This is a genomic window from Pseudochrobactrum sp. sp1633 (genome assembly GCF_030376605.1).
Lineage (GTDB): Bacteria > Pseudomonadota > Alphaproteobacteria > Rhizobiales > Rhizobiaceae > Pseudochrobactrum.
In genome coordinates this window covers 188,148-210,341 of the sequence record NZ_JARRAE010000005.1, presented here as the reverse complement: position 1 = coordinate 210,341, position 22,194 = coordinate 188,148, and the positions used below count along the sequence as shown (strand labels likewise).

At 52.0% G+C, this 22,194-nt stretch carries 19 protein-coding genes; 13 read left to right on the top strand and 6 right to left on the bottom strand.

Translation table 11 applies throughout. The annotated features are described in order from the left end of the window. The first annotated feature begins 135 nt into the window (after positions 1–135). From P8H26_RS07945 to guaA, 3 genes are all read left to right on the top strand, one after another. Complete coding sequence (locus P8H26_RS07945) at positions 136–591, top strand: PaaI family thioesterase (protein WP_289632397.1); 456 nt, start codon at positions 136–138, stop codon at positions 589–591. A gap of 214 nt (positions 592–805) precedes the next feature. Continuing rightward, positions 806–1,522 carry a 5'-methylthioadenosine/S-adenosylhomocysteine nucleosidase gene (locus P8H26_RS07940; protein WP_289632462.1) on the top strand — a complete coding sequence of 239 codons (717 nt, stop codon included), beginning with the start codon at positions 806–808 and terminating at the stop codon, positions 1,520–1,522. A gap of 89 nt (positions 1,523–1,611) precedes the next feature. Next, entirely contained in the window at positions 1,612–3,171 is a 1,560-nt protein-coding gene (gene guaA / locus P8H26_RS07935) for a glutamine-hydrolyzing GMP synthase (protein ID WP_289632396.1), read from the top strand. Between the two features lies 1 nt (position 3,172). Here the strand turns inward: guaA and P8H26_RS07930 are convergent, their stop codons facing one another. Then, positions 3,173–3,355 carry a hypothetical protein gene (locus tag P8H26_RS07930; protein ID WP_289632395.1) on the bottom strand — a complete coding sequence of 61 codons (183 nt, stop codon included), beginning with the start codon at positions 3,353–3,355 and terminating at the stop codon, positions 3,173–3,175. 94 nt (positions 3,356–3,449) lie between these two features. On the opposite strand from P8H26_RS07930, the gene P8H26_RS07925 reads away from it, so the two are divergent. After that, a complete protein-coding gene (locus tag P8H26_RS07925) occupies positions 3,450–4,781 on the top strand; it encodes an amidohydrolase family protein (protein WP_289632394.1) in 1,332 nt (443 codons plus the stop codon). 80 nt (positions 4,782–4,861) lie between these two features. Here the strand turns inward: P8H26_RS07925 and P8H26_RS07920 are convergent, their stop codons facing one another. From P8H26_RS07920 to hisD, 3 genes are all read right to left on the bottom strand, one after another. Further along, positions 4,862–5,581: a L,D-transpeptidase gene (locus P8H26_RS07920; protein ID WP_289632461.1), complete on the bottom strand. Its 720-nt coding sequence runs from the start codon at positions 5,579–5,581 to the stop codon at positions 4,862–4,864. A 210-nt stretch (positions 5,582–5,791) separates the two neighbouring features. Then, positions 5,792–7,354 carry a cyclic diguanylate phosphodiesterase gene (locus tag P8H26_RS07915; RefSeq protein ID WP_289632393.1) on the bottom strand — a complete coding sequence of 521 codons (1,563 nt, stop codon included), beginning with the start codon at positions 7,352–7,354 and terminating at the stop codon, positions 5,792–5,794. Positions 7,355–7,619: 265 nt separating this feature from the next. Beyond that, positions 7,620–8,900, bottom strand: coding sequence for a histidinol dehydrogenase (gene hisD, locus P8H26_RS07910; RefSeq protein WP_289632392.1), 1,281 nt, complete (start codon positions 8,898–8,900; stop codon positions 7,620–7,622). Positions 8,901–9,027: 127 nt separating this feature from the next. Between hisD and P8H26_RS07905 the strand changes: the two genes are divergently transcribed. The 8 genes from P8H26_RS07905 to P8H26_RS07870 all read left to right on the top strand — a co-directional run bounded on the left by P8H26_RS07905 (position 9,028) and on the right by P8H26_RS07870 (position 19,311). Next, positions 9,028–9,576, top strand: a complete 549-nt coding sequence (locus tag P8H26_RS07905) for a cupin domain-containing protein (RefSeq protein ID WP_289632391.1) — start codon at positions 9,028–9,030, stop codon at positions 9,574–9,576. A gap of 206 nt (positions 9,577–9,782) precedes the next feature. Further along, positions 9,783–10,823, top strand: a complete 1,041-nt coding sequence (locus P8H26_RS07900) for an ABC transporter substrate-binding protein (protein ID WP_289632390.1) — start codon at positions 9,783–9,785, stop codon at positions 10,821–10,823. 605 nt (positions 10,824–11,428) lie between these two features. Next, positions 11,429–12,190 (top strand): urease subunit beta, encoded by a 762-nt coding sequence (ureB, locus tag P8H26_RS07895; protein WP_289632389.1) that lies wholly within the window; start codon positions 11,429–11,431, stop codon positions 12,188–12,190. 90 nt (positions 12,191–12,280) lie between these two features. Beyond that, positions 12,281–13,996, top strand: coding sequence for an urease subunit alpha (ureC, locus tag P8H26_RS07890; protein WP_289632388.1), 1,716 nt, complete (start codon positions 12,281–12,283; stop codon positions 13,994–13,996). Positions 13,997–14,208: 212 nt separating this feature from the next. Beyond that, a complete protein-coding gene (locus P8H26_RS07885; protein WP_289632387.1) occupies positions 14,209–14,901 on the top strand; it encodes an alpha/beta hydrolase in 693 nt (230 codons plus the stop codon). A gap of 212 nt (positions 14,902–15,113) precedes the next feature. After that, positions 15,114–16,022: a hypothetical protein gene (locus tag P8H26_RS07880; RefSeq protein ID WP_289632386.1), complete on the top strand. Its 909-nt coding sequence runs from the start codon at positions 15,114–15,116 to the stop codon at positions 16,020–16,022. Positions 16,023–16,356: 334 nt separating this feature from the next. Next, complete coding sequence (locus P8H26_RS07875) at positions 16,357–17,646, top strand: NCS2 family permease (protein WP_289632385.1); 1,290 nt, start codon at positions 16,357–16,359, stop codon at positions 17,644–17,646. Between the two features lie 273 nt (positions 17,647–17,919). Continuing rightward, positions 17,920–19,311 carry an MATE family efflux transporter gene (locus tag P8H26_RS07870; protein ID WP_289632384.1) on the top strand — a complete coding sequence of 464 codons (1,392 nt, stop codon included), beginning with the start codon at positions 17,920–17,922 and terminating at the stop codon, positions 19,309–19,311. A gap of 63 nt (positions 19,312–19,374) precedes the next feature. On the opposite strand, the gene P8H26_RS07865 is transcribed toward P8H26_RS07870, so the two are convergent. Both P8H26_RS07865 and P8H26_RS07860 read right to left on the bottom strand, forming a co-directional pair. Continuing rightward, complete coding sequence (locus P8H26_RS07865) at positions 19,375–20,064, bottom strand: hydrolase (RefSeq protein ID WP_289632383.1); 690 nt, start codon at positions 20,062–20,064, stop codon at positions 19,375–19,377. A gap of 117 nt (positions 20,065–20,181) precedes the next feature. Beyond that, the gene (locus tag P8H26_RS07860; protein WP_289632382.1) at positions 20,182–21,051 is read right to left on the bottom strand and encodes a pirin family protein; all 870 of its coding nucleotides are present in this window, start codon (positions 21,049–21,051) and stop codon (positions 20,182–20,184) included. A 191-nt stretch (positions 21,052–21,242) separates the two neighbouring features. Between P8H26_RS07860 and P8H26_RS07855 the strand changes: the two genes are divergently transcribed. Then, positions 21,243–22,169, top strand: a complete 927-nt coding sequence (locus tag P8H26_RS07855; RefSeq protein WP_289632381.1) for a LysR substrate-binding domain-containing protein — start codon at positions 21,243–21,245, stop codon at positions 22,167–22,169. Positions 22,170–22,194 lie beyond the last annotated feature (25 nt).

Below are 22,194 nucleotides of genomic sequence, written 5' to 3'. Positions count from 1 at the left end.
GTTAATCGCTGGTGCAGTCAGTCTGCTGACTGATGTATCTGATCCGGTGGTTGGAATAAAAGCCGAAGGCTGTTATGCAGGCGACATAAAACTGATAATTCAGTGCGTGTGCCAAGTATAAGGCTGAGGAATATTATGGCAGTACCGAGAATAGCAGAGCCGGATTTCAAAGAACGGGTTGAGCAGAGTTTTGCGCGTCAGGCGGCGATGAAGCTGATCGGCGCGCAGTTAACACGTTGCGAACCGGGTGTGGTTGAAGTGGAACTGCCGTTTCGCACCGATCTGACCCAGCAGCATGGTTTTCTGCATGCGGGGATTGTGTCGACGGCTCTGGATGCGGTCTGTGCCTATTCCGCACTGACAATGATGCCGGCGGATGCCGCAGTGCTGACCATCGAGTTCAAGGTCAATTTGCTGGCCCCCGGTAAAGGTGACCATTTTCTGTTCCGTGGGAATGTAACCAAGCAGGGACGTACGATTATGGTCAGCGACGGACAGGCATTTGCCGTCGGTGAGACTGAAGTGAAATTGGTAGCCACTATGACAGCAACGCTGATGGTGGTGAAGGATCGTGAAGATTTGCAGGACTAGGTTGTCCACTGAACACCTGTCCTGAGTGCGCTGTTTACGGAAACTCTTCTGTAAACAGCTTTTTGATTTGAACCTCGCGCGGATTTATCCCAAAGCTCCGCGCAAGTCCGAATAAAAGGGTGTGCCACAATAGTCTGTATTGATGGCCTCAGGTGTTAGAATGACCAAGATTATGTCCGCGCCGGTACAGGGTGCTTCAGAAGATGCAATGTCGATGCTGCAATATGTGCATGATTTCGGCGGGCAAAAAGTGCTGTTTGTTATGGCGTCCCCGTCTGAATACGGCCCGCATTTGCAGGCAATGTTCAAGCCGCTGATCACCGGCATCGGCCCTGTTGAAGCGGCTGTCGTTGTTTCTGCGGTTCTGGCCGATCTTTCCATGCGCGGTGCATTGCCTGACCTGGTGGTTTCCCTTGGTTCTGCCGGTTCTGCCAAGCTGGTGCAGACCGAAATTTATCAGGCGGTCAATGTTGGCTACCGTGATATGGATGCTTCGGCTTTGGGTTATGCCAAAGGTCAGACGCCATCGGCAGATTTCCCGATCATTATCCCGCTGCCATATCATATTCCGGGTGTTGCCAGTGCTTCTTTGTCCACAGGCGCAAATATCGTCACCGGCTCGGCCTATAATGATATTGATGCAGAGATGGTGGATATGGAGAGCTTTGCTATTCTGCGCACTTGTCAGCGTTTTGCTGTACCGCTGATTGGTCTGCGTGGTATTTCCGATGGTGATGAGGCGGTTAAACAGGTGTCCGACTGGACACGCTATCTGCATATTATTGATGAGAAGCTGGCACAGGCCGTGCGCTTGCTTGAAGCGGCTATGTTGCAGAGCACTTTGGTCAAAACCACCGGTCATCCTGATCCGGGTCTTTACAAGGCCGATCTTGAGCGTACAGTGCCGCTGACGGTGAAATCCGGCGACTGATCTTATCTCCACTGCTTTGTACCTTAATTTATTGTCGCGGGTTTCGATTCCGGCTTGCAACAATCGCCATAATTCTTTAGATGCTGCCCATGAGCACCACCCATCCCGATACTATCCTTATCATCGACTTTGGCAGCCAGGTCACGCAGCTGATTGCGCGACGTGTGCGTGAGGCTGGGGTCTATTCCGAAATCGTACCGTTCCAGCTGGCAGGTGAGGCGTATAAACGCATCAATCCTAAAGCTGTGATCCTGTCCGGCAGCCCGCATTCGACTACCGATATCGGTAGTCCGCGCGCGCCTCAGGCGGTGTTTGAAACCGGTATTCCGGTTCTGGGCATTTGCTATGGCGAGCAGACCATGTGCGAACAGCTGGGCGGCAAGGTTGAAAGCGGTCATGACCGTGAATTCGGCCGTGCATTTCTTGAAGTTCAGGAAGACAGCGCGCTATTTGCCGGTATCTGGGCAAAAGGAACCCGCCATCAGGTGTGGATGAGCCACGGCGACCGCGTTACTGCGCTGCCGGAAGGCTTTAAGGTTATCGGCACCTCGCCGAATGCACCATTCGCAGCCATCGCCGATGAAAAACGCAAATATTATGCAGTGCAGTTCCATCCGGAAGTGGTTCACACACCGGACGGTGCGAAGCTCCTGCAGAACTTCGTTCACAATATTGCCGGTATCAAGCCGGACTGGACAATGTCTGCCTATCGCGGACAGGCTGTTGAAGCGATCCGCAAACAGGTTGGCAAGGGCAAGGTTATCTGCGCGCTTTCCGGCGGTGTGGACTCTTCCGTTGCAGCGCTGCTCATTCATGAAGCAGTAGGCGATCAGCTGACCTGTATTCTGGTTGATCACGGCCTGATGCGCAAAGATGAAGCGGCACAGGTTGTTGCAATGTTCAAAGAACATTACAATCTGCCGCTGGTTCTGGTGAATGCACAAGGTCGTTTCATCGGCGCACTTGAAGGTGAAACTGATCCGGAAGTGAAACGCAAGACCATTGGTCGTCTCTTCATCGAAGTATTCGAAGAAGAAGCAGCTAAGCTCGGCGGCGCAGATTTCCTCGCACAGGGTACGCTTTATCCTGATGTGATCGAAAGTGTGTCTTTCACCGGCGGTCCTTCGGTAACGATCAAGTCGCATCACAATGTTGGTGGTCTGCCTGAGCGCATGAATATGCAGCTCGTGGAGCCGCTGCGTGAGCTCTTCAAGGATGAAGTGCGCGTTCTCGGTAAAGAGCTCGGTCTGCCGGATAGCTTTATCGGTCGCCATCCGTTCCCGGGTCCTGGTCTGGCAATTCGTTGCCCGGGCGGTATCACCCGTGAAAAGCTGGAAATCCTGCGCGAAGCTGATGCAGTCTATCTGGATGAAATTCGCAAAGCCGGTCTCTATGATGTGATCTGGCAGGCATTCGCTGTGCTGCTGCCGGTGCAAACCGTTGGTGTTATGGGCGATGGCCGTACATACGAATTCGTCTGTGCGCTGCGTGCGGTGACATCAGTTGACGGTATGACCGCTGACTTCTACCACTACGATATGGACTTCCTTGCCAAGGCAGCGACCCGTATTATCAATGAAGTGCGCGGTATCAACCGCGTGGTCTATGATATTACTTCTAAGCCTCCGGGCACCATCGAGTGGGAATAAGTCACGACGCTTGAATACCGCAGATTTCACGCTGAAAATTGATCTCTGCAACTTTTAAAAATACCGTCATGAGCATGAAGCTCGTGGCGGTATTTTTTTGTTTAAACTCCATCGCAGCCAAAACCCGTCTGCCTGCAAAATTGTTGCTGAAATGGGCAATGTCGGCGGCGATGAAGGCGCCCATAGACACTCCATTTGGCTCGTGCGATGATCGCCTGTCGGTAGCAGTGCTTTTGCGAATTAATCAATCGTGCATCTGATAAGATGGAGAAGCAAGTATGCTCAAATTGTTTCAGGTCTTAGCCTGCGGCGTCACGCTGCTCGCTGCAGACGGAGTTACAGCGCATGCAGAGGCTGTGCTCTTCGAGAATGTAAGAATTTTCGACGGAAAGGGAGCGACTTCTCTGTCTGCGCCGTCAAACGTACTGGTCAACGGCAACGTGATCGAGCGTATTTCAACCGGTCCCATTGAAGGTGAGGGCACTCAGCGCATTGCCGGTAACGGACGCACACTGATGCCGGGGCTGATCGATGCGCATTGGCATGCAATGCTGATTGCGTCTACGCCGACAGAGACGATGAACGATATCGGTCTTGCCAATCTTGCTGCCGGTGACGAAGCAAGAGATACGCTGATGCGCGGTTTCACCAGTGTCCGCGATGTGGGCGGGCCGGCTTTCAGCCTTAAGGAAGCGATTGATCGCGGCATCATTGACGGGCCGCGTATCTATCCTTCGGGGGCGATGCTGACCGTGACGAGCGGGCATGGTGATTTTCGCCAGATGAGCGATTTGCCACGGAAGATCGGCGGGCCTTTCACGCCGATGGAGACAAACGGCGGCAGTATCATTGTGGACAGTCCTGATGAGGTGCGCTTGCGCGCACGCGAGCAGTTCATGCAAGGCGCCGTGCAGCTAAAACTGACGGCTGGCGGTGGCGTGTCATCACCCCACAGCCCGCTCGATGTAACCACTTTTACTGCGCCTGAATTACGGGCAGCCGTTGAAATTGCAGAAAATTGGGGCACCTATGTCGCCGCGCATGCTTTCACGCCGGAAGCAATCGAAATGGCCATAGAGGCCGGTGTGAAATGTATCGAACATGGCTTCCTGATGAGTGAGGCGGACGCCAAGCTTATTGCGGAGAAAGGTGTCTGGCTGAGTTTGCAACCACTTCATGAAGCCATGAGAACCGGTCTTCCGGAGGGATCAGTAGAGCGAGCCAAGGCTGAAGAGATCTGGCCCGGCATTGGCCGGACTTATGAATTAGCAAAGAAATACAAGATCAAAACAGCGTGGGGGACAGACGTCCTGTTCTCTCGTGCAATGGCGCAACAGCAAGGAGCAATTCTGGCCTCGCTCTCTCGCTGGTACACACCTGCTGAGGCGCTTAGCATGGCAACCGGCACCAATGCCGAATTGCTGGCGCTGTCTGGCAAACGCAATCCCTATCCGGGGAAGCTTGGCGTGGTCGAGAAAGGCGCACTTGCTGACCTTTTACTCGTTGAGGGCAACCCGCTGGAAAATCTCGATCTGGTCGCCGATCCCGAAAACAATTTCAAGATTATCATGAAGAATGGCGTGATCTACAAAAATACGCTCTCTGACTGAAAATGCATGCTGTGCTGGTATAACTGTAGTTAAAAGCCGCCCCGAAATACAGCTGATCTCGGGGCGGGCTATACTTATGATTATTTTACGACGATGCGAGCGCCGTTTTTAACACGGGAGTGCAGGTCGATAATGTCCTGATTGATAAGACGGATACAACCGGCGGAAACACCTTTACCGATCGATGACGGATTATTGGTGCCGTGGACGCGGTAATACGTGTCGATGCCATCTTTATGCATATACAGCGCGCGGGCACCCATCGGATTGCGCGGGCCGCCGTCAACACCGTCTTTGTAGCGCGAATACTGATTAGGATTGCGCTTGATCATGTTCTGGGTCGGCGTCCAGCGTGGCCATGCTGCCTTATGCGCAATAATTGCATCGCCGCCGTTAAAGCCACGGGCTGCGGGGCCAACACCAACGGCATAACGGACAGCCTTACCTTCCGGCAGGACAAAATAGAGATAGCGGGCAGGCTGGTCGACAATAATGGTGCCCGGTTTTTCTGATGTGCTGTATTCCACAACAGTGCGGCGGTGTTCCGGTTTCAGCTTGGAGAGGTCAATGGCAGGGATCTGATAATTTTGATCTGTCATTGCGCGATACATATGCGCGGCACTGTCCGTTTCCGGTGTCGTGGCCGGTGCTTCCGGCTCGGATACAGGTTCCGGTTTTACCGGCTGTGGCTGAGTTACACCGGCATTGATGAGAGGTGGCGGGCTCTGGACAGTGGTACAGGCAGAAAGAGCTGCGGCGCAGGCGAGTAACAGGGATAATTTCAGCGGGGATAATGACACGGACAAACCGGCTCCAGTTTTTTAGAGAGGAAGACAGCTTGCTTCCTTGCGATACTTAAGGTTTTCTTAAGCGTCTACAAAGAGTTTACCAAGTGATCAATTATTTTTACAAAGATCGGGGAAATGTCAGAGAGATGGTATCTTTTTGGCAACGCATCTGCGCCGGATTACGGCTTTGATAGCTTGTTTGAAGGACACGCACGCAAGCCGTTAGCTTTTGGCGGTTTTATGTTTTTGCAAAAGATCTGCAAAAGTCTCGACCGGCACCGGTGCTGAGAAATAATATCCCTGAAGAAGATGAATGCCTTTTTCCAGCAAATAATCGGCCTGTTCCTGTGTCTCGATACCTTCGGCCACAATTTTGAGATTCAGGCGAATGGCCAGATCGATAATGCTCTGCAATACATGCTGGGAAAGGTCGCTATTGATGATGCCAGCAACAAAACTGCGGTCTATTTTGAGCAAATCTGCGTGAAATTCCTGCAGATAATTAAGGTTTGAATGTCCGACGCCAAAATCATCGAGAGCAATTTGCACGCCGGCTTGGCGGAGGTGACCGACACGTTCTTGCAGCTCCTCTGTCGGTTCAATCGCTTCACGCTCAGTCAGTTCCAGCACCAGCTGAACTTTGCCCGCAGGAAATTGTTCGAGAAACTGGCGGCACTGGCTTGCCAGATCTTCTTCTGCCAGTTGGGCAGATGAAATATTGATCCCGATGTGAAAATCGTCCGGAAGGCTTTTTTGTATTGCAGCCAGTTCTTTGGCAACACGCTCCATCAGGCCTGTGGTCATCGGTATGATGAGCCCTGAACGCTCCATAAAAGGTATGAAATTATCCGGCGGGATCAGGCCCTCTATCGGGTGTGCCCAGCGAACCAGAACTTCAGCGCCGATCCATTCCTGAGTATCACTTCTCACGACCGGCTGATAATACGGCATAAATTCGTTATTGCGTATGGCGCGCTTTATTTCTGCAGTCATGTTGCGGGCACTCATCGCCAGCCGGTTGACTGCAAAAGCGCTCAAGCCCCCCAGTGCCACGAGCAAAGCCAGAAGCGGCAGATGCCGTGTCAGGATATATTCGAGCAGTGCCCCTTTTCCATAGCCGGACTGCACGGAAAACGGGTATTTGATCGAACTTGCATAAGCGGATTCTTTTCCGGCTTCTCTGACCACAGTGTTGTGAACTTTGCCGTCACGCCCCATCCAGTAAGAGCCGACAATCAGCGTTGTTTCCGGCGTCATCTCATTGCTGTTGAGCAGCTGTATGACATGCAACCCGTCAATCGTGGCAATGACAGATGTGTCATTCTTCTTAAGCTGATAAACAAGAATAGCGCGGTCAGGTGTGACTATATTGCCTGAAAGTAAAGCGAGCCTGTCTCTGTGAAAATAATGAACATTGAGAGGCCGTTTTGCCTCGCCGTAAACTGTACTGCAGTAAACAATGCCCTGATCAGAGATAATCAAAGATCTTATAAAGGAGGTTGTGGTTGCTTTTATACGCAGAGCTTCAACAATTTCAGAACAGGGTTTGTTGAGGAGCAGGGAGGATTCTTCTGTGGCCTCTATAGCGTTATCAAGAATGCTGTCTACATGATTGACGGTTGCCCGGCTTGCCGTTTGTGCTTTGCGGTATAGAGCTTTTCCGGATTGCCAGTATAAAATCGGGGTACCAATAAGCAGAGGTGTCGAAAAAGCCAGCAGGACAACGATGATGTGTCCTGCTGTGTAATTATTCTTCCGAAATTTAAACTTATGGTTCCAAAGCATGATGACAGGCTTTCAAATATATTTGCCTGATCTTCCTTTACAGTGAAACACTTAGGATTCCGTATAAAATTTAATTTTAGAGTTTAATAAAATCAGGCCTGCCCGGAGGTGAGGGCGAATAATCCGGACAGGCCGCGGGGGTATGGAGCGGGAAGGCCGCTGAATGAGAGCATTTCCGGTTTTGATTGCATAGAGGAAATGCTCTACCTTCTTGTTTTTACGTGTATATTATCCGAAAGCCGCTTAACGATTTTCGGGATACGCTCTAATTCTGAAGTCTGAATGCAGCAGCCCTGCGGTGCCCTTCCATGCCCTCTGTTGCGCTTTGGCGGATTGCTGGTGGAGCAACGGCAGCCACACCACGCTCATCCAGCCATTGATGCGTGCAGATTTTTACATAAGAACCAACCCACAACCCGCCGGTATAGCGGCCTGCCGCCATTGTTGGGAGGGTGTGATTTGTGCCGCAGCATTTGTCGGAATAGACCACGCTTGCCAGTTCCCCGATGAAGAGTGAACCGTAATTACGCAGTTTTTTTGCCGTTGCCTGAGCATCACGCGTGTGCACTTGCAGGTGCTCGGCAGCAATGTAGTCGGAATAGCTGAGCATTGTGGCCTCATCGGCGCAGAGGGTGATTTCTCCATAGTCGCGCCATGCGGCACCGGCTACATCAGCTGTCGGCAGAGTTTCAAGCTGGCGGGAGACCTCCTTAAGAACAGCCTCTGCCAAGGCTTTATCCGTGGTGATCAGCCCGACACGGGTTCTGATGTCATGTTCGGCTTGTGCCAGCATATCTGTGGCAATCATGGCGGCATTGCCGGTTTCATCTGCAACGATGAAAATCTCACTGGGGCCTGCAAGCTGGTCAATGCCAACCTGTCCGAAAACCTGCCGTTTCGCCTCATTCACAAAAGCATTGCCGGGTCCGACGATCTTGTCCGCAGCGGGAATTGTTTCTGTGCCATAAGCCATAGCAGCAATAGCCTGTGCGCCGCCGACACGGAAAATCCGGTCGGCGCCGGAAAGATGGCACCCTGCAATCATCGCCGGATGGGCATTGGGCGGCAGGCAGGCAACAATCTGGTCGCAACCGGCGACTTTGGCCGGAACAATTGTCATGACAGGCGCTGAGAGGATCGGATAACGCCCGCCCGGAACATAGGCACCCACAACCTCAACCGGAATAACACGATGGCCAAGATGCAAACCCGGCAGGGTTTCAATCTCCAGCGGCAGAATGGTTGCCAGCTGTGCTTCAGCAAAAGCTTTAACGCGGGCAATGGCAAATTCAGTATCTGCACGGGTCTGCGGATCAAGATCGGCAACGGCTTTGAGGCGCTCTTCCTGACTGACCTCAAAATGCTCCGGCGCGGTCTTGTCGAATGCCATCGAATAATCGCGAACCGCAGCATCTCCGCGGGCTCTGACATTGGCGATGATGTCTTTCACTGTCGCTTCAACAGAGGCTGTATCCGATACCGCATCGCGTGACGGCTCCTTGATCTTGATGATCTTATCCTGAAGAGCTTTAAGCCGCGCTGTCATGGTTATGCCTTTCTGGTTTATTGCGGTAAGAAAGGCGAGCATCAGCCACTGTTACATTTTGCACAATTACCCTGATCACCATTGTTCATTATTCTCACCGCGTATTACGGTTTTTGGGGGAGGGAAAATGCCGAAAATAGGTGTGAAACTACGGGAGTTACGCCGGCGGCGTGATCTGGGTGTGCGTGAGCTGGCGGCGCGTTCGGGTATCTCGCATTCAACAATATCGCTGATAGAGCGCGACCGGATGAGCCCTTCCGTTGATACGCTGAGTGCTGTGCTGGATGCTTTGGGAACAACATTGCCGGGCTTTTTTTCCGACTTGCAATCCGGATTGCCCTATACGCCGTTTTACAGTGCCGCCGATTTGCCGGAGATCGGAAGAGCCGAGACCGTATCCTATCGGGTTATCGGTCTGAATCACCCGAACCGGCAAATGCTCATGCTTCATGAAACCTATGCCGTGGGCGCCCATTCCGGACAGGAGTTTACCCATGCTGCGCAAGAGGCAGGTATGATTATCAAAGGAGCGGTTGAGGTCACGGTAGGGGATAAACGTAAGGTGCTATACGAGGGAGAGGGCTATTATTTTGACAGTCGCCTGCCGCATAGTTTCCGCAATGTGCATGACGGTAAAAGTGAAATTCTCAGCGCGATTACGCCGCCTACTTATTAGGCTGCACTTGAAAAATATGACGTAATTTTCTGTATTAGATGCATAGAAAATCAGAAGGAGACGCATTTTCAGGGTTCATATTGGATCGGAAATATTGGGCATACTGATATGCGTTGAGTTTATTCACCGTGTGTTAATTGCACTCTTCCAATCGACGAGATCTGTGGTTTTCTGGATGTCTGAACGCTATTAAAAGGGGAAGCGCCATGAGACTACTGACAGCATCATTGCTTGCATGCAGCATACTCACTGCCGGTTTAACAGGGGCTCAGGCTCGTGATCTGACTGTGGTTTCCTGGGGCGGAAATTTTCAGGATGCTCAGCGGATTATCCACTTCAAACCCTATGCGCAGGAAAGCGGCAAGCCGCTGCTTGATGAAAGCTGGGAAGGTGGTTACGGCGTTTTGCAGGCGAAAGTCAAAGCAGGCGTTCCGAATTGGGATGTTGTTGAAGTAGAATCCGAAGAGCTGGCGCTTGGCTGTGCTGACGGCATTTATGAGAAAATTGACTGGGTAAAGCTCGGCGGTAAGGACAAGTATCTGCCTGCTGCGGTCAATGAATGCGGTGTAGGCAATATCGTCTGGTCAACAGGGCTTTCCTATGACGGTGCAAAACTCAAAGAGGCACCGAAAACATGGGCGGATTTCTGGGATACTAAAAAGTTTCCGGGTAAGCGCGGTTTCCGCAAAGGTCCTAAATATGCGCTTGAATTTGCACTGATGGCGGATGGTGTGCCTGCCGGGGAAGTTTATGCGGTGCTGTCTAAACCTGAGGGTGTCGACAGGGCATTCAAAAAACTGGAAGAAATCAAGTCTGATATTATCTGGTGGGAGGCCGGTGCGCAGCCGCTGCAATTGCTGGCCTCAGGCGAGGTCACTATGACGACAGCCTATAATGGCCGTATCAGCGGGCTCAACCGTTCAGAGGGCAAGCAGTTTGGCTTCATGTTTCCGGGCAGTATCTATGCTATCGACAGCTGGGTGATCCTGAAAGACAGCCCGAATAAGGAAGCGGCGATGGATTTCATTGCCTATGCCAGCAAAGCGGAAAATCAGGCGAAACTGCCTGAATATATTGCTTATGGTTTGCCCAATGTGGAAGCCGGAGCTCTGGTGCCGGAAAAATACCGGTCAGAACTGCCGACAACTCCTGAAAACCTGAAAGGGGCTGTGCCGCTGGATGTGGATTTCTGGACAGATCATGCCGAGGAACTGACCCAGCGCTTCAACGCGTGGCTTGCACAATAACCGGATTACCAGAGCCAAAAATGACAAGGCGCACGCAGAAAAAGCGTGCGCCTTTTTTGTATCTGTGATGATGTTGATTTTGCCGTGAGGAGGGCAGGGCTGCCCTCTTGACTTCGCTGTATAGTGCTGTCTTTATCGGGCTTGCGCTGACTCAGATTTGCAAAACTGCAGCGCGCTTTTTCTTCATACAGAGTTGAAATGACAGGGCCGAGATTGCTGACTTTTTTTGTCGTTAATCACATGATGGAACATTTCTCAGGACTCGACATCGGCTAGTTTTAGCGATGGCGAAGTGCTGATGCCCTGCCGTATCTTTTAAATCACTGCCACTCCTGTATGCCACTCAGGCATATCCGGTATCGTTCACGGGCTGATCACGCCCGAATTGTGAACAACACTGTTCGTTTGTCTGTACCTCACCTGTTTTCGCGGTGAGGCAGCGGCGGATAATGGTCGTGATAAAGTACATCCGCATCAGGCGTGCGCTCCGCAGTCATCCTCATTCTTAAAGCAGGTTCAGTTGAATAAATACCGGTTTGCCGATGTTTCGGCACGCCGTGCGATTTGCTGTGCCTGTGTTTTCCCTAACATTAAAGGAGAAACCATTGCACCTTACACCTCATGAAACTGACAAGCTGATGCTTGTTACCACCGGCCAGTTGGCGCAGCGTCGTCTCGCACGCGGTCTGCGTCTGAATTATCCGGAAGCCATTGCTCTTATTTCGCTCGTCATGCTGGAGCTGATCCGCGACGGTCAGCATTCAGTGGCTGAACTCATGCGCCTCGGCAGCACCATTCTCGGCAAACGCGAAGTGATGTCCGGTGTGGCTGAGATGATTGAAGATGTGCAGATTGAAGGCACCTTCAAAGACGGCACCAAGCTGGTCGCTGTTCGCGCGCCGATCAATGCTGATCAGGGCGACATGAAACTGGCGCTTTACGGAAGCTTCCTGCCAGTTCCGGCTAAAATGCAGGATGATGAAGAAATCGGCACGGCCGGTCAGGTCGTCTGCGCAGAAGGTGATATCCTGCTCAATGAAGGGCGCGAAACCGTCACGATCAGCGTCACCAATACGGACAGCCGTCCGGTGCAGATCGGCAGCCATTTCAATTTTGTTGAAACCAATCCGCGTCTGAAATTCGACCGTGAAGCGGCTTATGGCAAGCGGCTGGATATTCCTGCCGGTCTGGCTGTGCGTTTTGAGCCGGGTGAAACCAAACAGGTCACATTGGTCGCAATCTCCGGCAATAAAGTGATCCGTGGCGGCAATAATCTGGTCGATGGCGCCGTGGATGCGGAAAATAAAGCGCGCACGCTTTCCCGTGTGAATGAGCGGGCTTTTGCCGACAGCCGCCCCGCTGAATGAGCGCTCTCATTACAGGTTTCAATCAACAATTTAAGCTTGCGGAGTGCCGGATATGCGTATCGCGCCGCGCTCTGCCGATAAGGATAAAACATGGTCTATAAAATAACCCGTGCTGATTATGCCAAATTTTTCGGTCCGACAAAGGGCGATAAAGTACGGCTCGGTGATACCAATCTCTATGCTGAAGTTGAGCATGATTATACTTTCTATGGAGATGAATGCATTTTCGGTTCCGGTAAAGTCATCCGTGACGGTATGGGACAGGCGACCGGTGTCAGCAGTGACAAGGCGCTGGATTGCATTATCACCAATGCGCTGATCATTGACTATACCGGCATCGTCAAAGCCGATATCGGTATCAAAGACGGTAAGATCGCCGGTATCGGCAAAGCCGGTAATCCGGATGTCATGGCTGGTGTACATCCTGATCTGGTGATCGGGGTGAATACGGAAGTGATCTCCGGTGAGGGCTGTATTGTTACCGCTGGCGGTATCGATACGCACTTCCATTATATCACGCCGTCCCAGCCGATCACCTCCATTGCCAGCGGTCTCACCACCGTGCTCGGCGGCGGTACTGGCCCAGCCACTGGCTCAATGGCCACAACCTGCACGCCGAACCCGAATTATCTGCACCATATGATGCAGGCGACGGATGATCTGCCGCTCAATGTTATTTTCACCGGACGCGGCAGCTCTTCCCGTCCTGAAGGTATGCGTGAGCAGGTACTCGCCGGTGCGGCAGGCCTGAAATTGCATGAAGACTGGGGTACAACACCGGCGGCGATTGAAACCTGCATGGGTATTGCCGATGAATATGACATTCAGGTCACCATTCATATGGATTCCGTCAATGAAAGCTGCACGGTGGAAGATTCCATCAAGGCTTTCGGCGGCCGCTCCATCCATGCCTATCATGCGGAAGGTGCGGGCGGCGGTCATGCGCCTGATCTGATGCGGATTTGTGCAGAAGCCAATGTGCTGACCAGTTCAACCACGCCGACATTGCCTTATACCGTCAATACGGTTGAAGAGCATCTCGATATGCTGATGGTCTGCCATCATCTGGATAAGAATATTCCGGAAGATGTGGCCTTCGCTGCCAGCCGTATCCGTGCCAATACGATTGCTGCCGAAGGCGTGCTGCATGATATCGGCGCGATTTCCATGATGACATCAGACAGTCAGGCTATGGGGCGCGGCGGTGAGGTGATCATGCGCACATGGCAGGTTGCCGATCAGATGAAAGCACAACGCGGAAGCCTGCCGCAGGATGGTGCGGGGAATGATAATTTCCGTATCAAGCGCTATATCGCCAAATATACCATCAATCCGGCAATTGCTCATGGTATCAGCCATCTCATCGGCTCGGTTGAGAAGGGTAAGGTTGCTGATCTGGTGTTGTGGAAACCGGCATTCTTCGGTCAGCGTCCGGAGCTGGTGATGAAGAGCGGTTTCATTGCCTATGCGCAGATCGGTGATGCCAATGCGTCTATCCCGACACCGCAGCCGGTGATCATGCGTCCGATGTTTGGTGCTTTGTCTTCCGGTATTGGCAAAACCTCAATCCTGTTCGTCAGTCAGGCATCGGTCAATGACGGCAATGTACTGAATCTGGGTCTGAATAAACGCATTGAGCCGGTTGTTAAATGCCGTGGGGTGACCAAAGCCGATATGAAGCTCAATGATGCTCTGCCGCAGATTACCGTTGATCCGAAAACCTACAAGGTCAGCGTTGATGGTGCAGAAATCGGGGCTGAACCGGTTTCCGTCGTGCCGCTTGCACAGCGTTATAACCTGTTCTGATCTTTCATAAAAAAGCACGCCGTATAGCGATGTACGGCGTGCCTTCATAAAAAACATTAAATGCTTGGTTGCCGGATAAAACAGGCGCCCTAATTACGATGCACTGCTATTTTGCTAATATAATATCGTTCTAAACTAATGACATTCTGCGTTCTGCAATTCTTTAAAAGACTGCACATATTTCAAAATTATCACTTCAAAAGGAGATAACGATGAGCCGCAAACTGACAATAGTATTGGTGCATGGATTTTGGGGCGGTGCCGCTCATTGGAATAAAGTCATTCTGGAGTTATCCCGCAAGGGATATGACACAATCCGCGCAGTGGAGATGCCTCTGACATCTCTGGCCAATGATGCAGAGCGCACCCGAAAAATGGTGAAACAACAAGAAGGTCCGGTATTGCTGGTCGGGCACTCTTATGGCGGCGCTGTTATCACAGAGATGGGCAATCTGCCCAATGTTGCCGGACTGGTCTATATTGCGGCCTTTGCGCCGGATGCCGGTGAAAGCCCCGGCGGTATCAGTCAGGCCAATCCGCCTGCAGCCATTGCCAATCTCGCGCCTGACAGCGACGGTTATCTCTGGATTAATTACGACAAATACCATGAAAGCTTCTGTCAGGATATGAGCGCGGATGAAGCGCTGGTTATGGCCGTTGCGCAGAAGGCACCTGTTGCCACGACATTCGGCGATAACGTGACCGATCCTGCATGGAAGCATAAGCCGGTCTGGTATCAGCTTTCAACGCAGGATCATATGATCCATCCGGCCAATCAGAAGCATATGGCTGAACGGATGAAACCACGTAAGCTGATTGAGCTGGATGCCAGCCATGCTTCGCTTGCATCCCGTGCGGCAGAGGTTGCAAGGCTGATTGACGAGGCTGCAACAGCGCTCAGCTAGAATATGTTGCAGGTGTGATCAGCTAGCCTGCACACCTGCAATACACATCAAGTACTTGTGATGATAATCAGAGCAGTTTTGACCGCAGAGCGCGCAAGCTCTGTTGTCGAATCTGCTCTGATTTGCGATTCATAGGTTTTGTTGTGGCGGGGTGTCAGAGCCATTTCTGGCGGAAATACGGAAAAGCAATGCTGTTTGCGCAATCTGAAAATATGAAATCAATACTGTCCAACGCTGCTGCTTTCGGTTTCATTCTCCTGATGGTTTTGGCCGCTATTATTTTTAAGGATGCCGAAATCATCTTGCCAGAGATTGCAGCTATGGCAGTGGCATTATGGGTATGGCGGGAAAAGAGCTGGCTCCGACAGCCGGAAAAAATCTTCATCATGCCATCGCTTACAGCCATTCTGGGCTTTGCGGTTAATCTGCTGGAAATTTCTTATATTGCAAAAATCATCATTGTGCTGGTGCTTATGCTCACGGTGATGCGGGTGATGCAGAGTAATCTGGCACCGGCTTTGGCAACCGGCTTGCTGCCGATTGTGACCAATGCAACGCATTTTACATTTCTCATGGCCATTTTTGCCACGACTTTTGTGCTGATGCTTGGCGTTTACCTGTTTAAACTGAATGAAGGCGTGCCGCGTCATGCGCCGGTGAAATATAAATATATGCTGGTTTATCTGGCTCTGCATCTGGCGTGGATCATCATCGTTGTCTTTGCCGGTTATCCGCAAATGGCCATTATCCCGCCTGTTACCGTCGTGGTTTATGAATCGCTGCAAATGCCGATGTATATGCGCAAAATGGCGGTGAAGCAGATTGTGGTTCTGACCCTGTCAGCCGTCATTGGTACGGTGCTGTTTATGATGCTGGATAACTGGCTGCTGATTGTGGCGCTTGATATGGCCTTGATTTACGGGTTGCTGCGCTTGTTTCAGGCGCGGATTCCCGCTGCCTATGCTTTTCCGCTGCTGCCTTTTGTTTTTCCCGCACAGTTTGTGCCGCAATTGCCTTATGCGGCAGCACTCGTATCTGTTTTCTTCTTTTCTCTGGTGCTGGCCTATAAGACATATGAAAAGCAGCAGATTATGAAATTACAAAATGTGGTAGCCGAATAAAGGCGGGAGCCGGTTCTCAGAAAAATTACACAGGGTGTTTGACCTCTGAACTGTGCTGCTTTACCCGAAATTTCAGTCAAAAATCTGCTTTGGCAGCGAGTTCCGGTGCATAAAGTCTCCGGATCAGGGGAAAACAGGGCGTTTGCATTTACGCCATGCAGCTTATCTGATAATGGCAAAAATGTGGCATTGTTTTATCCCGTCTGATCAGGCGCTATAAAACAGGTCGTCTCCCGCAGTCCTCAGCAGCCTTTCGGTATCAGGAATTTGTGAGGAGGCAATTCATTTGCAAAACGTCAGGTTGCCTTTTCAAAAAGACTGACAGGGAGCACCCATGCTGGAAAAGCTTTTTAAATTACAGGAACATAAGACCAATGTGCGCACGGAAGTGCTGGCAGGTCTGACAACGTTCCTGACAATGTCCTATATCATTTTTGTCAATCCTGACATTCTGTCATCGACGGGTATGGACCGGAATGCGATTTTCGTCGCAACCTGTCTTGCTGCGGCGCTTGGCTCGATTGTTATGGCATTTGTTGCCAACTGGCCGATCGGTATGGCGCCAGGTATGGGGCTGAACGCGTTTTTCGCTTTCACCGTTGTCGGCGTTATGGGCTTTACATGGCAGCAGGCACTGGGCGCCGTCTTTATTTCCGGCGTTATCTTCTTTGTTCTCACCATTTCCGGCATTCGCAGCTGGCTGGTTGACGGCATTCCGAAATCCCTGCGTAGTGCGATTGCTGTCGGTATCGGCATGTTCCTTGCACTGGTTGGTATGAAAAGCTCCGGCATCATTGTCGGCAGTGAAGCAACCTTCATCACCCTTGGTGACCTAACCAAAACCGGCCCTCTGCTGGCGATTTTCGGCTTCTTCGTGATGGCTGTGCTCGATGCGCTGAAAGTGCGCGGCGCAATCCTGATCGGTATTCTGGTTGTGACTGTTCTGTCCATCATGCTTGGTGTCAGCCAGTTTCAGGGTGTGTTCTCTGCGCCTCCGAGCCTGATGCCAACATTCATGCAGCTCGATATTATGGGCGCTCTGCATGTGGGCTTCCTGCAGGTTATTCTGGTTTTCGTACTGGTTGAAGTCTTTGACGCAACCGGCACCCTGATCGGTGTGAGCAAGCGTGCAGGCCTTATTCCTGAAGGCAAGCCAAACCGTCTGAACCGCGCTTTGTTCGCCGACAGCACCGCAATTATCGGCGGCTCGCTGATCGGTACAAGCTCGACAACCGCTTATGTTGAAAGCGCTTCGGGCGTTCAGGCTGGCGGCCGTACAGGTCTGACCGCACTGGTTATTGCTGTGCTGTTCCTCGCTGCATTGTTCATCTCACCTCTGGCGGGTTCCGTTCCTGCCTATGCAACAGCACCGGCGCTGATTTATGTCGCCTGTCTGATGATGCGTGAAATGTCTGAAATCGAATGGGATGATGTAACTGAAGCTGCGCCTGCTGCACTGACAGCACTCGGCATTCCGTTCACCTATTCGATTGCGAATGGTCTGGCATTCGGCTTCATCAGCTATGTTGTGCTGAAGGCCGGTTCGGGCAAATGGCGGGTTATTCATCCGGCAACATGGATCGTTGCGGCGCTGTTTGTCATCCGCTTTGCCTATGTGCACTAATCGCGGATAAGCGCTGCTTTTTGAATATTGCGGGCCGCAGAGCACAACAGCTTTGCGGCTCGTTACATTTTAGTGTTTCTTCAGATCGCTCTCGATCTTCATGAGCCGGCATGATACAGCATGGTTCTCAACGATAAGCGCCGGCTCTTTTGTCCGGAAACTGCTTGCGAATATACCATAACAAAAATGAGAGTGTTTTCCTGAGGCAGTCAGGCCGGAAAATACTTTGTAAGGCCGGTTCTAACCGGAAAAGCTGTCGGGAGGCGGCTGAACATGACTGCAATTACGCAGACAAATACCGGCAACCGCTGGGGCAGGGAAATATTTGCCTCATTCAAACTCGGCTGGCCGCTGATTTTTACAAATCTTTCGCAGGCAGCGCTCACAGCCACGGATGTGATCCTGATCGGACGCCTCGGTGCCGATACGCTGGCGGCTGCCGTGCTCACCACCAGTTTTTATCATTCGATGATGATTTTCTGTATGGGGCTGGTTTCCGCCACGCTGCCGATGATGGCGATGGCGCTTGGCCGCAACCGGCATTCTGTGCGCGATGTGCGCCGCACTGTGCGTCAGGGATTCTGGACAGCGATTATCGTCTGTGTTCCGTTCTGGATATTGCTCTGGCATGCAGAAGACGTGTTCCTGTTTATGGGGCAGCGTCCTGATATTGCCGCACATTCTGTGCAGATGATGCATACGCTGCAATGGGCCATGCTGCCATATCTCGGTTATATTGGTCTGCGCTCATTTCTGGCTGCGATGGAACGTCCGCTCTGGACATTGCTGATTGCTGCATTCGCGATTGTTTTCAACGCAATTGCTGCTTACAGCCTGATTTTCGGTAAGTTCGGCATGCCGGAAATGGGCATACGCGGTGCCGGTATTGCGACCACTGCCTCCAGCTGGATGATGTTCCTAGGGTTGGTTGTTGTTGTCAGTACTCATAAGAAATTCCGCCGCTATCGTCTGTTCGGTCGTTTCTGGCGTCCGGACTGGCCGCGTTTTGTTGAATTGTGGCGCATCGGTTTGCCAATGGCGCTGACATTCGCTTTTGAGACGACAATTTTCTACGCCGCCGTGTTGATGATGGGTAAAATCAGCCCGACATCGCTGGCCGCTCATGCGGTGGCAATGCAGATCGCTTCTCTGAGTTTCATGATCCCTCTTGGCTTTGGGCAAGTGGCAACTGTTCGGGTCGGACGTGCCTATGGTGCGGGCAATCGCGAGGCGGTGACCTATGCCGGATGGAGCGCCTATGCGCTGGGTGTGGGCTTTATGGGCTTTATGGGTTTGATGATGATCCTGATCCCTAAAGTCTTTATCAGTGCGTTTTTGGACATTAATGATCCGGCCAATGCCGAAGTGATCCGGCTTTGCGTGTCATTTCTGGCATTTGCAGCATTGTTTCAGATTGTTGACGGTGCGCAGGCCGTGGCGGCGGGTATGCTGCGCGGATTGCGTGATACGCGCATTCCGATGTTTCTGGCGCTGCTCGGCTATTGGGGTGTGGGGCTGCCGCTTGGTGCATTACTGGCCTTTACCTTCAATTTCGAAGGTGTCGGTGTGTGGATCGGCTTGGCGACAGGGCTTGCTATTGTTGCGGTGCTGATGACACAGCGATGGCTGCGCCGTGATAGCCTGAGTAATGTTGTCTATATATGATTAAATGAAGGTGGCCGCAGAACAATCCTGTCCTGCGGCCACCTTCAATAAAGCTTCTGCGGATTACTTACGCATTGAGTCCAGAACTTCGTGTTTTGTGACAACTTCCTGCGCTTTAGCGTAGCTTTCGATCAGCAACTGATATGGAGGGAAGATCAGCGTATAGACTTTTGCCCATTCGGCTGCATCTTCACGGTTCCATGTGCGCTGAATTTCTGAAGCCACGGCTGCGGTGTCCATAGGAATAACGCCTGCCTGAGTAACGCGTGCCAGCGTGATTTCCTGTGCCATTTTGGAATAAGTGCCCGAGGCATCAACCACGGCAAAAACCTTATAGCCGTCATAAACAGCGGAAATTGACGGGAAGGCCATGCAAACGCTGGTGATTGTACCGGCAATAATCAGTGTTTTGCGACCGGTGGCTTTAACCGCAGCCACAAAGTCCGGATTGTCCCATGCATTGATTTCGCCTTTGCGGGCAACATATTGCGCATGCGGCGCATTTTCATGAATTTCCGGAATAAGAGGGCCGTTTGGTCCCTGCGGAACAGATGCGGTTGTGATAACCGGAATTTTGGCCAGAGTTGCAATCTTGGCCAGCGCGGTTGCATGTGCACGCAGTTCGGTCATCGGCATGTCGCCAACGGTCTGGAACAAGCCGCTCTGATGGTCGATCAGCAGCATAACTGCATCTTCCGGATCAATAACCGGACGTTTGCCGTTGAAGTTAGCAATGGTCGCTGGAATGTTCATTTTAGTCTCTCCTTGAAGTTACGTTGAGGTTGGAATTTGGATAGCATTCATCATCTGCCGGTCTCACGAAGCTGGGGGGCAGTGTGAGGCCGGCAGAGCATGCCCGGATAAATCCGGTCATGAAGCTGGTATTGTTCCGAAGCGACCACTCTGAAAGTCGCGAATTGCAGCGCTGATTTCCTCAGCACTATTCATGACAAACGGTCCTTGCATAACGACCGGCTCATGAATTGGTTCCCCGCTGAGAACCAGGAAAGAAGCATCATTACTGGCTTCAATCCGGACATCTGTGCCATCACAATCCAGCAGAACAAGCTGGGCTTCACCCGCTTGCTTGTCATTGTTGATCACGACTGTGCCGCTGATAATAACCAGCATTGCCGTGTGGCTTTCGGGAATTGTCAGTGTTGTTGCGCTGTCTTGCCTGAGCTGCACATCCCACAGATTAAGGGGTGTGAATGTACGGGCAGGGCCTTGTGTTTTGCCGAAAGCGCCGGCGATAACCCGCAAAGTTCCGGCCTTGTCGTTAAGCGCAACGACAGGAATTTGTGTCTTGAGCAGGCTTTGATAGCCGGGCTCGGCATTTTTATCTTTTGCAGGCAGGTTCACCCAGAGCTGAACCATTTGCAGCGTTCCGCCCTGTTCGGTAAATGCGCGGGAGTGAAATTCCTCGTGGAGAATGCCTTTTGCAGCAGTCATCCATTGCACGTCACCGGGGGCTATTACCCCGCCATTTCCTGTTGAATCCCGATGTTCGACTTCACCCTGATAAACAAGAGTGACTGTCTCAAAACCGCGATGGGGATGAATGCCAACACCCCGCGGATGCTCGGCAGGTGTGAAATTTGCAGGGCCCGCATAGTCGAGCATCAGAAACGGGCTGACATGCTCACCGTGGCTGGCGTGGGAAAACAGTGAGCGTACAGGAAAGCCGTCACCGACCCAGTGCGGGCGCGGGCTGCTGTATACCCCTAATACCTTTCTCATTGTCTGTCTCCTGATGAAAGCTCTTCAGCGATTGCTGTGTGAGCGTCGGTTAACAGGAAGATATGAACAGGACAAAAAATGCGGTAGTCGGTAAAAATGCACTACAATGTCTGAAATATGAGACAATACCGTAGCGCTTTATTATAATACGGCTATATTTCCCCTATCAGGTGATGACTCAGGGAGTTTCCATGCAGGATCTGAATGATCTGAGATTTTTTGTTGTTGTGGTGGAGCAGAATGGCTTTGCTGCGGCAGCGCGCAAGCTGAATATGCCACGTTCCCGTCTGAGCCGCCGTATCGGCCTGCTGGAGGAAAGCCTTGGCGTGCGGCTGATCCAGCGCACGACCCGTCATTTTGCGGTGACAGATATCGGGCAGGAATATTACCGCCATTGTGTGGCCATGCTGGTTGAAGCGGAAGCTGCACAGGAAGTCATTGACCGCATGCGCTCGGAGCCGCAAGGTGTGGTACGGGTGAGCTGTCCTTCCTCCATGATTTATTTTCAGATCGGCGATCTGATTGCCCGCTTCATGAAAGAAAACCCGAAGGTTGACGTGCTGCTGGAAAGCACCAACCGCCGCGTTGATGTGTTGCGGGAAGGCTTTGATCTGGCAATCCGCGTGCGGTTCCCGCCGCTTGATGACAGCGATTTGGTGATCCGCAAACTGGCTGACAGTCCGCAGCGTCTTGTTGCCAGTCCGTCTGTGATCGCAGATTTCAAGCGGGCTCTGGTGCCAGCCGATCTGGCGGCACTGCCCAGTCTGGCATGGGATCCGCAGCGCGCAGACCATGAGTGGTGTCTGGAAAATGCAGAGGGCGCTACCGCCCGCGTGCATCATAAACCACGCCTGATGACAGAGGATATGGTAGCGTTGCGCATGGCGGCATTGCAGGGTCTTGGTGTGTGCCAGTTGCCGACAATGGTTATTCGTGAGGATCTGCGGGAAGGGCGGCTGGTGGATGTGCTGCCGGAATGGGCACCGCGCGCTGGTATTCTCCATGCGGCTTTTCCGTCGCGTCGCGGTTTGCTGCCGTCGGTGCGTTCGCTTCTGGATTTTCTGGGAGCAGAATATACCAAGCTGGCGCGGGAAGAGACGGATTACAGCCTGACATAGTTCTATAAAAAAAGGGCACCATTTG

Coding starts and splice junctions, on each gene's coding strand:
- P8H26_RS07945 (WP_289632397.1), top strand. CDS start 136: ATGGCAGTACCGAGAATAGCAGAGCCGGATTTCAAAGAACGGGTTGAG.
- P8H26_RS07865 (WP_289632383.1), bottom strand. CDS start 20,064: ATGAACATTCCAGCGACCATTGCTAACTTCAACGGCAAACGTCCGGTT.
- P8H26_RS07855 (WP_289632381.1), top strand. CDS start 21,243: ATGCAGGATCTGAATGATCTGAGATTTTTTGTTGTTGTGGTGGAGCAG.
- P8H26_RS07880 (WP_289632386.1), top strand. CDS start 15,114: ATGAAATCAATACTGTCCAACGCTGCTGCTTTCGGTTTCATTCTCCTG.
- guaA (WP_289632396.1), top strand. CDS start 1,612: ATGAGCACCACCCATCCCGATACTATCCTTATCATCGACTTTGGCAGC.
- P8H26_RS07875 (WP_289632385.1), top strand. CDS start 16,357: ATGCTGGAAAAGCTTTTTAAATTACAGGAACATAAGACCAATGTGCGC.
- P8H26_RS07900 (WP_289632390.1), top strand. CDS start 9,783: ATGAGACTACTGACAGCATCATTGCTTGCATGCAGCATACTCACTGCC.
- P8H26_RS07860 (WP_289632382.1), bottom strand. CDS start 21,051: ATGAGAAAGGTATTAGGGGTATACAGCAGCCCGCGCCCGCACTGGGTC.
- P8H26_RS07940 (WP_289632462.1), top strand. CDS start 806: ATGCTGCAATATGTGCATGATTTCGGCGGGCAAAAAGTGCTGTTTGTT.
- P8H26_RS07885 (WP_289632387.1), top strand. CDS start 14,209: ATGAGCCGCAAACTGACAATAGTATTGGTGCATGGATTTTGGGGCGGT.
- P8H26_RS07905 (WP_289632391.1), top strand. CDS start 9,028: ATGCCGAAAATAGGTGTGAAACTACGGGAGTTACGCCGGCGGCGTGAT.
- P8H26_RS07930 (WP_289632395.1), bottom strand. CDS start 3,355: ATGGGCGCCTTCATCGCCGCCGACATTGCCCATTTCAGCAACAATTTT.
- P8H26_RS07925 (WP_289632394.1), top strand. CDS start 3,450: ATGCTCAAATTGTTTCAGGTCTTAGCCTGCGGCGTCACGCTGCTCGCT.
- ureC (WP_289632388.1), top strand. CDS start 12,281: ATGGTCTATAAAATAACCCGTGCTGATTATGCCAAATTTTTCGGTCCG.
- P8H26_RS07870 (WP_289632384.1), top strand. CDS start 17,920: ATGACTGCAATTACGCAGACAAATACCGGCAACCGCTGGGGCAGGGAA.
- hisD (WP_289632392.1), bottom strand. CDS start 8,900: ATGACAGCGCGGCTTAAAGCTCTTCAGGATAAGATCATCAAGATCAAG.
- P8H26_RS07915 (WP_289632393.1), bottom strand. CDS start 7,354: ATGCTTTGGAACCATAAGTTTAAATTTCGGAAGAATAATTACACAGCA.